Annotated in this window: 9 protein-coding genes; 6 read left to right on the forward strand and 3 right to left on the reverse strand. The window is 66.8% G+C overall.

The annotated features are described in order from the left end of the window. Window positions 1–51 precede the first annotated feature (51 nt). Window positions 52–1,671, reverse strand: coding sequence for an NERD domain-containing protein (locus RBS60_RS02405; RefSeq protein WP_307955906.1), 1,620 nt, complete (start codon window positions 1,669–1,671; stop codon window positions 52–54). Between the two features lie 156 nt (window positions 1,672–1,827). Here RBS60_RS02405 and RBS60_RS02410 point away from each other — a divergent pair, with 156 nt between their 5' ends. The 3 genes from RBS60_RS02410 to RBS60_RS02420 all read left to right on the forward strand — a co-directional run bounded on the left by RBS60_RS02410 (window position 1,828) and on the right by RBS60_RS02420 (window position 7,357). After that, window positions 1,828–3,978 (forward strand): DUF262 domain-containing protein, encoded by a 2,151-nt coding sequence (locus RBS60_RS02410; protein WP_307955907.1) that lies wholly within the window; start codon window positions 1,828–1,830, stop codon window positions 3,976–3,978. A 184-nt stretch (window positions 3,979–4,162) separates the two neighbouring features. Continuing rightward, the gene (locus RBS60_RS02415; protein WP_307955908.1) at window positions 4,163–6,529 is read left to right on the forward strand and encodes an AAA family ATPase; all 2,367 of its coding nucleotides are present in this window, start codon (window positions 4,163–4,165) and stop codon (window positions 6,527–6,529) included. Window positions 6,530–6,652: 123 nt separating this feature from the next. After that, window positions 6,653–7,357, forward strand: a complete 705-nt coding sequence (locus tag RBS60_RS02420; RefSeq protein ID WP_307955909.1) for a VOC family protein — start codon at window positions 6,653–6,655, stop codon at window positions 7,355–7,357. A 6-nt stretch (window positions 7,358–7,363) separates the two neighbouring features. Here the strand turns inward: RBS60_RS02420 and RBS60_RS02425 are convergent, their stop codons facing one another. Then, window positions 7,364–8,419: a DNA polymerase IV gene (locus RBS60_RS02425; protein WP_307955996.1), complete on the reverse strand. Its 1,056-nt coding sequence runs from the start codon at window positions 8,417–8,419 to the stop codon at window positions 7,364–7,366. Between the two features lie 70 nt (window positions 8,420–8,489). Further along, window positions 8,490–9,239, reverse strand: coding sequence for an alpha/beta hydrolase (locus RBS60_RS02430; RefSeq protein ID WP_307955910.1), 750 nt, complete (start codon window positions 9,237–9,239; stop codon window positions 8,490–8,492). 537 nt (window positions 9,240–9,776) lie between these two features. Between RBS60_RS02430 and RBS60_RS02435 the strand changes: the two genes are divergently transcribed. The 3 genes from RBS60_RS02435 to RBS60_RS02445 all read left to right on the forward strand — a co-directional run bounded on the left by RBS60_RS02435 (window position 9,777) and on the right by RBS60_RS02445 (window position 14,988). Continuing rightward, complete coding sequence (locus tag RBS60_RS02435) at window positions 9,777–12,617, forward strand: hypothetical protein (protein ID WP_307955911.1); 2,841 nt, start codon at window positions 9,777–9,779, stop codon at window positions 12,615–12,617. 91 nt (window positions 12,618–12,708) lie between these two features. Next, window positions 12,709–14,121 (forward strand): FAD-linked oxidase C-terminal domain-containing protein, encoded by a 1,413-nt coding sequence (locus RBS60_RS02440; protein ID WP_307955912.1) that lies wholly within the window; start codon window positions 12,709–12,711, stop codon window positions 14,119–14,121. A gap of 9 nt (window positions 14,122–14,130) precedes the next feature. Further along, on the forward strand, window positions 14,131–14,988 hold the full coding sequence (locus RBS60_RS02445) for a patatin-like phospholipase family protein (RefSeq protein ID WP_307955913.1): 858 nt from the start codon (window positions 14,131–14,133) through the stop codon (window positions 14,986–14,988). Window positions 14,989–15,123 lie beyond the last annotated feature (135 nt).

Below are 15,123 nucleotides of genomic sequence, written 5' to 3' on the forward strand. Positions count from 1 at the left end.
GTGCCGACCGGGGACGGGGCGGGTCCCGTCCCCGCTTTCACGCTGTCGCGGTTATGATTCGGTCCAGGCCTCGGCTGCGGACAGCGCCTGAGCCAGATCCCCGCCACCGCCCGCTGCGATCAGCTCGCGATCGCCCACGACGACGAGAAGGCTGCGGGCACGAGACAGTCCCACGTAGAGCTGTTCCGCCGCGCGGCTCATGTCCTTGAACCCATTGACGCAGAGAACAACCACAGATCGCTCCAAGCCCTTGAAACCCAAGACATGCCCGTAGAACTCGGCTGAATCTGCGTAGAACTCCCGCCAGTACTCCGCCACCGCCTCGGGGCCCGAGTCAAAGGCCTCCTGATGGATGGGGTGCCGCGTCTTGGTGGTCAGGAGGGCGATCTGATTGTTGGCCCACCCCTCGTCGATGAGGGCATCCACGCAGTCGGAGGCAACGTTGAGGGCATGCTCGGTGGCGCACTCCACGAACCGCACCGGCAGACCGGTCCCCGTCCTCGGCGTGAAGTTGTCGCCCGCGAAACACTTGAACGTCTCCGCGATGCGCCGAGAGTTCCGCAGGTTGTCGTCCACATGGATGGGGACGAAGCTGATGTCCCTCCCCTCCTGACCCACCGTTCCGCGCCCGTCCCACCGCCGGTATACATCCTGACGGGCATCCAGGAACGCGTAGACACTCGCCTCCCGAGGGTCCTTGACGCAGGAGAGCAGCCCGTCCCACCACAGGGGTGCGAAGTCCTGGGCCTCGTCAACCACGATCGCGTCGAGTTTCTGAGCGTCGGGGAGCGCGCTGCCCACCTCGATGAGCCGCCGCGGCATCTCCTCGTCGAAGTAGGCCTGCCCCACGCCCTCGGGGACGCCGAGCGAGATGACGTACTCGTGGAACTCGCCAGCGAACACCGGCCTGTTGTGCCTTCGCGCTGTGGTCCGCTTCCGCAGGTGCATTCCCAGGCCCTTGTTGTAGCAGAAGAGCCCGACCCGCTTGCCCTCCCTGGCCAGCCGCTTGGCCTTCTCGACGGCGAGCCAGGTCTTCCCGCTCCCAGCGCCGCCGATGAAGCGCACGTGCCGGATCGATCGGGTGGCACCTAGCAGCACCTGCTGGCGTTCGGTGAGGGCGTCCTGAACGTCCTCGTCTCCCGCCGAGGCGAGCGAACCGCCGTCGTGCGTCACCAGCGTGCCCGAGGCGAGCCGCTCGAGCCGGTCCGAGTACTCGCGTGTCAGCGCGCTCACGCCGCGGCCCTCCGCGCGAACGGCCTCGCCGACGCGCTTGGCGAGGACGAGCGGATTCGCCAAGTCGTCTATGTCCAGGACGAGCGACCGCGGCACCCCCGCCATCTCCCAGTCACGGGGCACGCGAGTGTAGGGGAGTGCCACGAGGTAGATGGTCCTGCTGGTCAGTGGCGTGCCGAGGTGGTCGCCGGCCATGTCGATGAACGCGTGCATCGACGACTGAGACTGCGCCACCGGGCTCTTGATCCGGTGCTTCCCGTTGCGGTCCGACTGGTACCACTGGGCCTGATCGATGCTGATCTGGCCGCCCTTGACCTCGATGCAGGCGACCCCGATGCTGGGCCAGAGGACAAGGAGGTCGATCTCGTGCTCGGCTGTGCCATGGCGTACTTGGACGGAGTGGCAGACCACGGCGTTGTCCGGCAGGGCCTCAACCAAGAGCCTCCAGACGGCACGCGTGACCCGGGCCGAAGGCCGGCTCTTCTGGTATCGAGCGTGCCATGGCAGAGGTTCCCCCGGGTCCAAGATTGTCGGCATCCTGCGTTAGCGTATCGGGAGATACCGCTTCAGCGCTGAATGACCACAGAAGGAACTATGGAAACGTCCGTCAAAACGCCACTTGAGGTGTTCTTCCAGCCGCAGCAACTTATGGTCCCTCTGTTCCAGCGGCCCTACGTGTGGTCCCAGGACGGCCAGTGGCAGCCATTGTGGGACGACGTTCAGCGTCTTGCGGACCGACTTCTGGCAGGCGGCAATGCCGCTCCTCACTTCCTCGGGGCAGTGGTCCTTCAGCACGTTCTGCAGGAAGCGGGCCATGTGCAAGGACGCTCCGTGATCGATGGCCAGCAGCGGCTGACCACCCTGCAGCTGCTGCTTCACGCGGCGTATGTCGAGGTCAGTGCATCCGGCAATCCGGCTTCGGCGCAAATGGCGCTGGATCTCGTGAAGAACCCTCTGCATTTCGCGAGGGACCCCGAGCATCAGCTCAAGCTCGTCCCGACCAACCGGGACCGCCCGGCGTTTCAGACGGCAATGCGTCAGGAGGCCGGAGACGCGCTCAGCGGACGGAGTGCACGTATCGAGCAGGCGCATGCGTTCTTCCGTGCATCGATTGCTGCCTGGCTCGACGGGAAGGAGACGCTGCAGGCAGGCGACGCTCTGGTCGAGGCATTGTCCAATTTGCTGCAGCTTGTCGTGATCGAGCTGAAGCCCCACGAGGACGCGCAGGAGATCTTCGAGACCCTGAATGCTCGCGGCACACCTCTGACAGCTGCGGATCTGATCAAGAACTTTGTGTTCCAGCGAATGGACCTGCCCGGGAACGCCGCTGAGGAAGTCTACAAGGCGGAATGGCAGCACTTTGAAACACCTTTCTGGGAGAAAGAAGTGGCCGCGGGCCGCCTCACGTATAGCCGGAGCTCACTCTTCCTGAATCAGTGGTTGGTCGCTTCAACTCAGGCGGACATCCCTGCAAAGGAGGTCTTCGGATACTTCAAGCGCTACGTGTCAGAATCGACGGAGCCTGTCCAGGAGCTCCTGCCCCACCTGAGGCGGACGGCAGAGTCGTACCGACGGTTCACTGAGGAGTCGTGGCAGGATTCTGGGGTTCAGGGACCGCTTGCCCGATTCGTGTACCGGACGTCGAGTCTCGACTCTGAGGTCTTCAAACCTGTCCTGATTTGGCTGCTTGACGACCGGCTCAGCCCAGTCCCGGAAGCGCAGTTTGCGAAGGCTCTGGAGGTCATCGAGAGCTGGCTTGTCCGCCGGGCATGCGTGCGGGCTACAACGAAGGGCTACAACCGGCTCGTCGTCGACGTTCTAGCGATGCTGAATCGTGCCGACCGCGCCCAGGTAGGAGTTGTCCTCGAGGACTACTTCGCTCGCCGTACTGCCGAAAGCGATTACTGGCCAACTGACTCCGACGTGCGGGAGCAGCTGACGGGCATGCCGGTGTATCGCAGAATGACCCGAGCCCGACTAAGGATGATTCTCGAAGCGATCGAGGACCATCTCCGTGGATTCACCTCCGGCAGGCCCCTCAGTGAGCAGCCGATTCGACGCTACAACGCGACTATTGAGCATGTGATGCCTCAAGAGTGGAGGGTCCATTGGCGTCTTTCGGAATCTGGCATTCCTGAGGACGAACGTGACGCCCGCGTGCATACGCTGGGGAACCTTACGCTCCTGGTGCAGGCGCTCAACAGCAAGGTCTCCAACGGTGCTTGGCAGATGAAGCGCGAGTCACTGGAGAAGCACGCAACGACGCTGATGACTCGTGACGTTCTTTCAGGCGCGGACGGAGACTGGAATGAGGCGGCGATCGACGCCCGTACTCAGCGGATGATCGACGCGATTCTGGAGGTCTGGCGGGTGCCTGCGTCGGTGATTGGGCTGAAGAACGCCGAACAGCCCAGCTTGGCCTTCAGTATTACGGTTGCGGACCTGCTGCGAGACGGCGCTTTGGAAGTCGCGCAAACTCTGTACGCCAAGCATTCCCTGCATCGGCATGTGATCGCGACACTCGGAGCTGACGGTGCTTTCTTCGTCAGCGGCTCTCGATATGAAACCCCCTCCGCTGCAGCGAAAGCGGTGACGGGTTCACAGAGCGAGGCAGGGTGGGACTTCTGGCTCGTGTCGCAGAGCCCCGATGTCAGCCTTGCAGACGTCCGGTCCGAGGCCGCCGAAGCAGCCGGCGACGAGGCAGTGGAGGGAGAACCCGGAGCTGAGGATCTGGCTCTCGTCTAATCAGGGGTATGCGCCGAGCTGCCTGAGGCGATTGCTCGGCGCCCTCTTATCTCGGCTAGCCGGCGACTCGATGCGATGGACCGCTTCCTGATCGTCCGTCAGTTATGTCGGCCCGGGCGAGTAGCATTCGATCAATATTGAGCTTGACGTATTTGGGGGAAGCGTGGGCGGAGAATCATCCCTGGTGCAAGAGCGGAAGACCGAGGTCATCCGCGAGGAACAGAAGTACTTTGACGTAGCATGTGATTTCCGATCTCAGGCTGCAGACTGGCTCAAGAACGGTTCGTCCGGGGGGACTGCCGTTGAGCGTCGCGCGTTCAAGGCGGCCGCTGAGAAGCGCCCGATGGTCGCACCTGATGAGCCCGTGGCGTTCGGGCGGATGGTGACGTCCGAGGGAGACTCCTACTACGTCGGTAAGGTCCCGATCTTCGACAGCGAGAAGAACTTGCTCGTCATCAACTGGCAGGCGCCGGTTGCTGCGGCATTCAATCAGGCTTCGCCGTCGGATCCTCACGGGCTTGCTTGGAAACGCACGTTCAATGCGCCGTACAACGAGATCAGCGACTTCGATGACCTCGTCTTTCAAGAACTTGCCGCGCAGCTCGAGGCGTTGGAGACCTTCAGCTACGGCGCCGACGATCTCCTGCAGGACGTGCTCCGCCGGAAACGCTCCGGAGAGATGGAAGACATCGTCACGACCATCCAGGCTGCACAGGACAGGGTGATCAGGCAGGACAAGGACCAACTCCTGATCGTTCAAGGCGGTCCAGGGACGGGTAAGACAGCGGTTGCACTTCACCGAGTTTCTTGGCTCTTGTTCACCTACCAGGACTCCCTGAAGCCCAAGGACATTTTGGTTGTGGGTCCCAACGCAATGTTCGCCCGCTACATCCGCAAGGTGCTCCCCGGTCTCGGCGACGAGGATGTGGTGCAGCAATCCTTGGAGGCCGTCCTGCGTGGCGAAATCCGAGTACGTGGTCAGGAAACTGAACAGGCGGCGTCCCTCAAGGGGTCCGTTCGCATGGAGGAGTTTCTAACCAGAGCAATCAAGCTCCGCCCGCGGGTCCCGAAGGATGACGTTATCGTGCGCCGTCGCAACTCGGCAGCCGTCCTGAGATTTACGTCCGACGAGGTGAGGCAGCTTTTCGACGGGATTAAGCCAATCCCCTATGTTGATGGGCGCGCCAATCTGAGGAAGCGTCTCGTTGACGCGTGCGCGGACCGGATCGGCAATACGCGTGGCATAGACCCCGAAAGCATGTTGGAAGCTTCCTCAATTGAGGGGGCTGTGGAACGCATGTGGCCTCAGCTGACCCCCGCGCAGCTTGTGCGTGAGCTCTACGGATCGCGTGATCGGCTGGCCAAGGCGAACAAGGAGTTTGATGAGGAAGAGGTGGAACTCCTCTATCGTCCAATGGCATCCCGAGTGGTCGACGAGCCGTGGACTAAGGCAGACTTGGCCGTGGTGGATCTCGCCCAAGCTCTGATGCGTGGACTGCCGCAGAAGTACGAGCACATCGTCGCTGACGAGGCGCAGGATCTTTCGCACATGGAGCTTGTCGCGCTCCGTGGTCGATCGCGTAACGGGTCGATGACAGTGGTTGGCGACATCGCACAGTCAACCGGCCCTCACGCACGTGACTCATGGGATTCGGTGGAGGATGCGCTTGCGCTGGGACTTCCGTCGCGAAATGCACGGCTCGAGCATGGGTATCGCGTTCCTCGCCAGGCCTTCGACCTTGCCCTGCCTGTTCTTGCTGCGGCTGCCCCTGATGTGGAGGCGCCCATCGTCCTGCGAGATGTTGACCATGATCCCGTATGGAACGTCGTGCCAGGAAGCGAGCTTGGCACGGCGGTGGCGCGAGCCGTGATCGACCGCAGCAAAGGATACTTCGTGGGCGTCGTCGCCCACCCTGACCTGTGGGGTGAACTCCGCGAGTCGTTCAAGCGTCACGGGCTCAAATGGGCAGAATCAACGTCTGGCGAACTCTCGGGGGCGATCAATCTGGTCACACCCGAAGACGCAAAGGGCCTAGAATTTGATGCGGTCATCATCGTCGACCCACAACGCATCGTTGACATGCCTCATGGCCTCCGGTTGCTGTATATCGCCTTGACCCGGACGACCACGATGCTCGATCTCGTCATGCCATTCGATCGGATTCCACTGGTATTCGAGGGACTGATCCCGGCAGAGGTTACGGCTGCGTCCGCCGCGCCAGACGCCACCCCAGCCGCGCTCATTGAGTGGGATGGCCCGGAAGCTTCAGGCCCGGCTTTAGCGGTTGGCTCGCTCCCCAAGGTCATGCGGATCGAGCGCGGCGAGCTGGCGGCTGATGGGGTTCGGACTCCCCGCGACCGAGTGGCTGCTGAGCGAGCCCCTGCATTCGACTCTCTGGCTCCAAATCTGAAGGCGATCGTTGAGGTTTGGGTTGAGCATTACAAGGCGGAGCTGGAGGCGAGCGTCGGAGCGAAGCTCATCCCCGCCCTCATGGAACGGCTTCATAAGGAGTTCGTTATCGGACCTGACGACGGGGACGGCACTCGTTGAAAGGGGGGAGCCAGCGATAACCGGTCGACCTCCCCTGTGTGTCTAGAGGGGCACGGTGAGGGCCGACCATGTTTGCCTGCCATGAAAGGATGGGCCCACCACCGACGAGGAAGGCGCACCAGCGTGATCTACGAGCTCAACCATCTGGGGATCCTGGTGCGGGATATCGAGGCCTCGCTCGACTTCTACGGCCGCCTCGATGCGCGGGTCGTGTTCCACGAGACGATCGTGGGCACGCCGGTCCAGATCGCCTACATGCAGCTCGCGGGCGGCCTCGTCGAGTTCATCTACGACCCCGAGTCGCTCACGCCGCTCCCGTACGGCGCCGACCACCTCGCGTTCCTCAGCGACGACCTCGACGCAGACTACGGCCGTCTCCTGGACGCCGGCTGCCTCGACGCGACCCCGCCCAAGCCCGCCGGGACCGGCATCGGCCGCCTTGGCTTCGTCCTCACACCCGACGGCGCGCGCCTCGAGCTCCTCCAGCGCGACCTCGACCTGCGCATCCCCGAGCCCGACGACGCCCTCGCCCTCTTCCTCGACCACTTCGCCTATGCCGCCGCCAGCACAGACGACGCCGCGCGCCTCTTCGCCGGCGTCCTCGGGATGGAGCCGGTTGGGGAGTCACGCTTCCGATTCGGCGCCGACGCCATCGAGCTCACGACGCCGGCCCCTTCCGGCCCGCGGTTCCCGCACCTCGCGCTGCGGGTCGCGAGCATCGACCAAGCCGCAGCGACCCTCGAGAGCCGCGGAGTCGCCGTCGAACGCACGCCCGACGGCGCGCGCCTCACCGACCCAGATGGCCTGGACATCCTGCTGAGCGCGTAGGCGCCGTCACCAGCCGCCGCGTGTTGGCGTGTGCCCCTGTCGGGCGTCGTCGGGCATGGCCATGTCGGCCCGCAGGCCCAGGAGCCGGATCGGGCGGCCGGGTTCGATCTCGGCCGCGAGGGCCAGGACCCGCGCGAGGACGTCGTCCCGGTCGGAGGTCTCGGGCATCTTCCTCCCGTGGGTCTTGGTGACGAACGGGGCGTACCGGACCTTGAGGGTCAGCCCGACCACGGGTCGTCCCTCGGCCGCGACATCCTCGAGGACGCGTGCCGCCAGCTCCCTCAGGGCCTCGTGCACCTGGTCAGGTTCGGTGAGATCGCGCTGGAACGTGGTCTCGCGGCTGTGCCCGTGGGCAACCCACGGGGTGTCGTCGACGACGCTGGTGCCGTCCCCGCGTCCGAGCTGCGCATACCACGGGCCCATCCTCGGGCCGAACTCCGGGACGAGGTCCTGGGGGTCGGACGCGGCGAGCTCGGCGACGGTGTGGATGCCGAGCTTCGCGAGCCGGCCCGAGACCTTGGCGCCGACGCCCCACAGGTCCTTGGTGGGCCGACTGCCCATGACGTCGAGCCAGTTCCCGGCCGTGAGGCGGAAGACGCCGGCCGGCTTGCCGAAGCCCGTGGCGACCTTGGCTCGGACCAGCGTGTCGCCGATGCCCACGCTGCATTGCAGCCGCGTCCGCTCGAGGACGGCGGCCTGGATCTGCCGGGCGTAGGCCTTCGGATCCTCTGTCTCAATGCCCACGAACGCCTCATCCCAGCCAAGCACCTGCACGACGGCGCCGGGCTGTGCGCGCAGGGCGGCCATCACCTCCTCGGACGCGGCGAGGTAGGCCTCCTGATCGACGGGCAGGATCACGGCGTCTGGCACCTTCCGGGCCGCGACACGCAAGGGCATCCCGGAGCCCACGCCGAAGGCCCTAGCCTCGTAGGACGCGGTTGACACCACCGCCCGTTCTGTGGGATCGCCCCGGCCGCCGACAATGATCGGCTTGCCCACAAGCTCAGGCCGCCGGAGCACCTCGACCGCCGCGATGAACTGGTCGAGGTCTACGTGCAGCACCCACGGGATTCCGCTCACCCCATCAGTCTGCCCGACACAACACCAGTGCCACGGGCTTCGGCGGGGAACGTCACGGTTCGTCCATGAGGGCGAGCAGCGCGTCGGCGACCTCGGCCGGCCGGGTGAGGATCGACGCGTGGCTCCCGCCGATCTCGGCGAACGTGCGCCCGGGCAGGCGCTCGGCGAAGGGCGGAGGCCAGGGTGCGTCGGGCGCGACCATCGCCAGGTCCTCCCGCGAGCCGACGTAGGCGAGCGGTACGCCGAGCGCCGCGTAGTCGACGTCGGCCGCCGGGTCCGTGAGCGTCGAGAACGGGTGCGGGGTCAGGAGGCTGTGGACGAGCTCCTGGGCTTCGGCCCCGGCGTCCTGCATGAACACGGCCTTCCAAAGCTCGAGCGGCACCGTCGTCGTGTTGTCCACCGAGGCGGCGGCGCGCTGCGCGTACATGGCGGCCGCGCGCTCGGGGATGAGCGAGACCATAGACTCGCCGGCCAAGGGCACGAACGCGTTGATGTAGACGAGCCGCGCTACCCTGCGTGCCAGGCGCGGTGCGGCGGCCGAGAGGAGGAAGCCTCCCCAGCTGTGCCCGACGAGGGCCAGGTTCCGGAGGTCGTGCCGCTCGACGTACGCGACGAGCGCGTCGGCGGCGTCTTCGAGGCCGACGCCGGTCGGGTCGTCGCCGGGGGCGAGGCCCGGCGAGGTCGGCGCGTGCACGGCGTGCCCCGCAGCCTCGAGCCTCGCCGCGACGGGCCGCCACCCCCAGCCTCCATGCCACGCGCCGTGCACCAGGATGAACGTTTCCGTGATGTCTGGAGCAGCCATGTCGGGAGCGTATCCCCACGACCGGTGTGACGAGAATGGGCGGCGCGGGGTTCGGCTGAGTCACCGACATGTCCGGGAAACCCATCCGGCGATGCGCTGCGTCCAGTCGACGGGTGCGACGCCCATGGACACGGTCATAACCGCTGCCGTAATATCTGTGTCACGTGCTGGGGACTAGGGAGATGACCTATGTCTACAGCGCCTAATTCACCCGAAGCGCCCGAGGCGGCCGAGTGGACCGACGCATCCGCGATCGATCCGTGCGATCAGCCGGGATCCAAAGCTCTCGGCGCCGACCCGTCCGTCGGCGCAGCTCGTCGAACTGGCCCCGCCGCTCCTCCCGCCAGCGCCAGGCAGCGCGGGCGACGCCCTCCCGGCTGGTTGGGCCGATCACGAAGCCGAGGCCAGCGGTCCCAGGGGTGCGTCCCTTCGCCTGCCGAGCAGGCCCCTGCTCCCCCTCCACCCGTTGCGGCTAGCGAAGCGGCCGGCCCCGCTGGGCCCAAGCGCCCCGAGATCCTCGAGCTCCGTATCCACGGAGTGCTGAACACGCCGCCCCAGGTGATGCTGGGAGTCGACGTCGGCCTGATCGCGCTGGCCGAACACGGGCACATCAAGCTCGGGGACCGGCTCGCGGGCTTCTACGCACTCAAGGATCCGGTCAACGACACCCCGGGGCAGGATCTGGAAGCGGGGACGCGGCTCGAGGCGTACAGCTGGGGCAACCTCGACCGCTTCGAGCGGGGTGCGACGTTCCTCGGCAAGGTGGGCCGGGCGTTCTACAACATCGCGTGGTTCCTCGTGGCGCCGTTCGGCTTCGCGAACGCCGCGTACTGGGCTCGGTCCTTCCGCCCGGACCCGAGCCGCGAGGGCGGCCTGCGGACGGGCGACGGCGGCGGGCTGGTCCGGCTGTTCAGCCTGCTCATGACGTTGTTCCTCGCCGCCGCGGTCGCGGCCGTGGCGTTCGACCTCATCGCCGTGCAGTGCTTCCAGACCATCACGCCCCATAACAAGTGGCAGGTGTGCAATGCCCTGCCGACGTGGTTCGACGGCCTCCGCGACCTGACCCGGGGCCAGCGGCTGGCGGCCGTCTCCGCGGCGCCGATCGTCGTCGTCGTCCTCGTCGCCGCCCTCGGCGTGGTCAATGGGGTTCGGTTCCGCACCCGGCCCGAAGACGCCGCGCGGGCCCTTCCGGCCATCCGGAGGAAGCGCGACGCGGAGACGTTCGCCCTCGGCGTCCCTGCGATCTGGGTGCGGCGCACCATCAACTCGCCCACCGGCCTCCTGCACATCGCGGCGAGTGTTGGCCTCGTGGTCCTCCTGCTCATGGGCGACCTCTGGTCTCACGGCGCCGACGGCGGCTCGATCGCGGTGTTCTTCGTCGACGCCGCGCTGTTCGTGGTGGTCGCCGGGGTCGTGATTGGCTGGTCCCGTTCGATCCGGCCGCCCACGGATATGCTCGCCGCCTCGAGCCGGCCAGTGTGGGCGACGATTCTGCTCCTCGCGAGCTTGGCGGTCTACGTCTGGTCTCTCGTGGTCGTGGCGTCCTCGAACGTTGATGAGACCAAGCCCGAACCGTTCGTGGCTGCCCAGCTCGCGCCGACTGCCATCCTCGTCGCGCTCGCAGTTCTGGCCGCGGCGGGCTGCGTGGTCCGTGCGGGGTGCAACGAGTGGCTGGCCACGATCGTCCTGACTGTCGGCGTCGCGACGCTTGTCGCGTTCCTCGCCGGCCTCTTCGACGGCTCCGCGCTCGGCCTCTGGAACATCGTCATGGTGGCCGTGACGGTGGCTGCTGGCCTCTTCGTGGTGATCAGCTACGCCGTGAAGATCCACCGCGACGAGACGCGGCGCCAGCAGGCGTGGCACGGCGCGGCACCCGGGGTCTTCATGCTCCTCGGCCTTCTGGTCATGGCCTTCCTGACGAGCGCGGTGCCCCTCGGCGTCGGGGAATGGCTGCGAGGCGGCCGCATCGCGACGGGTCGGGCAGACTCGGACCCGCTCTTCCGCACCCTCACCAGGGTTGCAGACGATGGTCCGAACACCTTCCCGCCGACCGATATCAAGGTCCCCACCGTGTACTGGGCCTTCGGCGGCCTCCTCACGATCATGTTCATCGCCGTGGCCATCCTCCTGACCATCTTCGCGATGTTCCGGCTGCGACGGACGACCATCGATACCCCGCGCATCCTCAGCTCCGACCGAATGTACGCGAAGGAGATCAACACGGTGCGCCGCAGGAACGCCTTCATGCAGCGGGCGGAGCCGCTCATCAACGCCCTCGCGTGGGTCATCGGCATCGGAGTGGCCCTCTCCCTCTCCGTGACAGTGATGCGCGAGGCGAGGGACCTGCACGTGGGCACTCGGTGGAATGACCTGCTCGCGGCGCTCAGGACGCTTCTCGGGGACACGTTCGTGACGACGCTCTCGATCTCATTCCAGTGGGTGGTGCTGACCACCGTGGTCCTGGGAGCGCTGGGGCTCGTATCCGCGGCGGTTGCCAATGCCGCCGTGGGGGGTCGCCGGCCCCTTGGCCTCCTGTGGGATGTCATGGCCTGGCTCCCGCGCGCCGCCCACCCGTTCGGGCCGGCCTGCTATTCGGAGCGGGCCGTCCCCGAGCTCGCGAACCGCATCATCGGCTGGCTCGAACGAGCGGACGCGGAACCTGCCGCCACGTCGAAGCCTGATGTTCACACTGCGGAGGCCGCTGAGGATTGGTGCGAAGAGTGCGAGGACGACGACGGCCACGCGCCCGAGCATGGGTGCGATCCGGACCCCAACCGCCGGCTCCTCCTCTCCATGCACAGCCTCGGGGCCGTCCTCGGCGTCGCCGCCCTGTTCCACGTGGCCGCCCTTGGCCATCAGGAGCTTCTCAAGAACGTCAAGATGATCACGTTCGGAGTCCAGCTCCGCCCGTACTTCGGCAGGTTCTTCCCCGAGTTCTTCGGGCCTAAGGTGTTGGGGACCCCAGGCGTCGCTGCTCCGTCTTTCTGGCAGGTGGACCCCTGGGCGGGCAAAGACCTGGACACCGACGGCAAGTATCTCCTCGGAACCGGTCCCGTGGGGACACCGCCCGAGCAACAGGCCGTTCCACTCCGCACGCTCGTCGGAGCTCAGGAGGAAGCGGCGGGAGCCCAGGACGTCGACCCGTCCGGCCAGCAGGCGCACGCGCGGCCCGCGAGGCCCGTTTGGATCAACCTCTGGCGCCGCACGGACTACCTCGGATTCCCCGTGTTCTCCTACACGGCCCTTCCCAACGTGTTGGACTGCCGCGTGTCGGAGCTCGAGCCGGACTCATACATGGCTGAGGTCGCGACCCATGGCAATTACCTGCCAACTGCCGCGTACAGCAAGGCGCGCTCCGCTCTGCTGAAGGACTGGTAGACCCACACGGGGATGCCCTTCCCGCCCTTCCTGCCCTTGTGGCTTCGCGGCCCGTCGTGGGTGGCCGGCGCGGCTTCGATATCGTTCTGGCATGCACTCCACCACAGCGGACCTCATGGCGGCCCTCCCCGAGGGCCGCGTCCTGACGGCGGAGGCCTCGTTCGGCGGGTACCTCCACGACGAGGGGGAGTGGGCCGTCTTCGGGACACCACTCGCCGTCGTTCGGCCCGAGTCGGCCGAGGAGGTGGCCGCGGTGGTGCGCTGGTGCGTGGAGACGGGCACGCCACTCGTGCCGCGCGGCGCGGGGACCGGACTCTCAGGTGGGGCCAACGCGATCGAGGGCTGCGTCATCGTCTCGTTCGAGCGGATGAACGCGGTCCTCGAGGTCAACGAGGCCGAGCGCTGGGCACGCGTCCAGCCGGGCGTGGTCAACGACGACCTGCGCGCCCACGTCGCGCGGCACGGCCTCTGGTACCCGCCGGACCCGGCCTCGTCGCCGTGGTCCACGATCGGCGGCAACGTCGCGACTAACGCGGGCGGGATGTGCTGCGTCAAGTACGGTGTGACCCGCGACTACGTCCTGGAGCTCGAGGTCGTGACCGGCACGGGGGAGATCACCAGGCTCGGCCATCGGACAGCCAAGGGCGTTGCCGGGTACGACCTCGCGGGTCTGATCGTGGGCTCGGAGGGGACGCTCGCCGTCGTGACCGAGATCGTGGTGCGGCTGCGGCCCCTGCCGCCGGCGCCCATCACGGTGGCGGGGATGTTCGACTCGCTCGTGGACGCGGGGCGGGCCGTCGCGCTCGTCGCAGAATCCGGCATCAGCCCGTCCGTGCTCGAGCTCGTGGACCGCCACTGCCTTAAGGCCGTGGACGACTGGAAGCACATGGGCCTCTCCACTGACGCGAACGCCGTGCTCATCGGCCGCACCGATGCCCCCGGCGAGCAGGGCGCGTTCGAGGCTGCCGAGCTGGCGCGCTGCTTCGAGGAGGCCGGGGCGAGCGTCGCCGCCGTCTCCGCCGACGAGCAGGAATCCGATGCGCTGTACGCCGCCCGCCGACTCGCCTACCCGGCCCTCGAGCGGCTCGGCCCAGTCCTCACCGAGGACGTCTGCGTTCCCAAGGCCAAGGTCCCCGAGGTCCTCGCCCGAATCGAGGAGATCGCCGCTGCCCACAGCGTGCTCATCGCCAACATCGCCCACGCCGGGGACGGCAACCTCCACCCGCTCATCATCACGACGCCCGGCGACGACGCGGCCAAAGCCCGGGCGCATGAGGCCTTCACCGAGATCATCGACGCCGCTCTCGCTGCCGGCGGGACGGTGAGCGGCGAGCACGGCGTCGGGACCCTCAAGCTCGACGGGCTGCGCAAGGAGCTCTCGCCCGTCAGCCTGGCTCTGCACCACGCCGTGAAGAACGCGCTGGACCCGCACGGCATCCTCAACCCAGGCCGGGCGATCCCGCCGCTTGGCTTCGTCATCCTGCAAGCGCGCGAGCCCTACTGAGGAGAATGCATGATTTCAACGAAGAGAGCCCTGGTACTAGCCGGCGGCGGTGTGGCGGGAATCGCCTGGGAGACGGGTTTTCTCCTCGGGCTCCAGGACGAGGCACCCGCCCTGGTCCAGCGTCTCCTGACGCACTCGACGACTTTGGTCGGGACCTCTGCGGGGTCGACGGTCGCCGCCCAGATCTCCTCCGGAGAGAGCCTCCAAGGACTTTTCGACCGGCAGATCGCGGCGACGACGACGGAGCTCAGCGCCACGATCGACCTCGCGCAGTTGGGCGGCATGATCGCGGACGCAACGAACGACGCGGCCTCGGCTGTGCAGGTGCGGCAACGGTTGGGCACGCTCGCCCTCAAGGCGGACACCCCACCCGCGGCCATGCGCCGCGCCGTCATCGAGGCGCGTTTGACGACGCACGAGTGGTCGGGCTGGCCGCTGCTCATCTCCGCGGTCGACACGAGCACAGGCGAGCTCCGGGTGTTCGACAGAACGTCTGGAACGAATCTGGTGGATGTCGTGGCGGCGAGCTGCGCTGTCCCCGGGGTTTGGCCGCCGGTCGAAATCGAGGGACGCCTCTACATGGACGGCGGCGCGAGGTCATTGGCCAACGCGGACCTTGCGGCAGGCGCAGAGCAAGTCCTGATCCTCGTTCCATCGCCTGCGGAAACCCCCTTGGGCGTCGCCGTCCCAGACGAACAGTTGCGTGCTCTGGATCCTGCCCGTGTCCTCATGATCAATGCGGATGCCGTGTCGCAGGAGGCAATGGGTGTCAATCCGCTGGATCCCGAGTCGCGTATTCCCGCAGCTCGAGCCGGCCGAGACCAAGGCCGCCGCGTCGCAGCGGAGATCGACGCCTTCTGGAGCTGAAGTCCTCCCCTTCAGGGCAGGCGTGCCTGTGCGTGACCGCTCGGGATCGGGCGACGTTGCTGGTGCTCGACGACGCCGTCATCGCCTGGGCTTGATGTGGGCTGCCTGCGCGGTGGGCGGGTCGTGGGGGCGGTT

Origin of the sequence: Sinomonas sp. ASV486, assembly GCF_030908215.1 — a bacterium.
In the GTDB taxonomy this organism is placed as follows: Bacteria; Actinomycetota; Actinomycetes; order Actinomycetales; family Micrococcaceae; genus Sinomonas; species Sinomonas puerhi.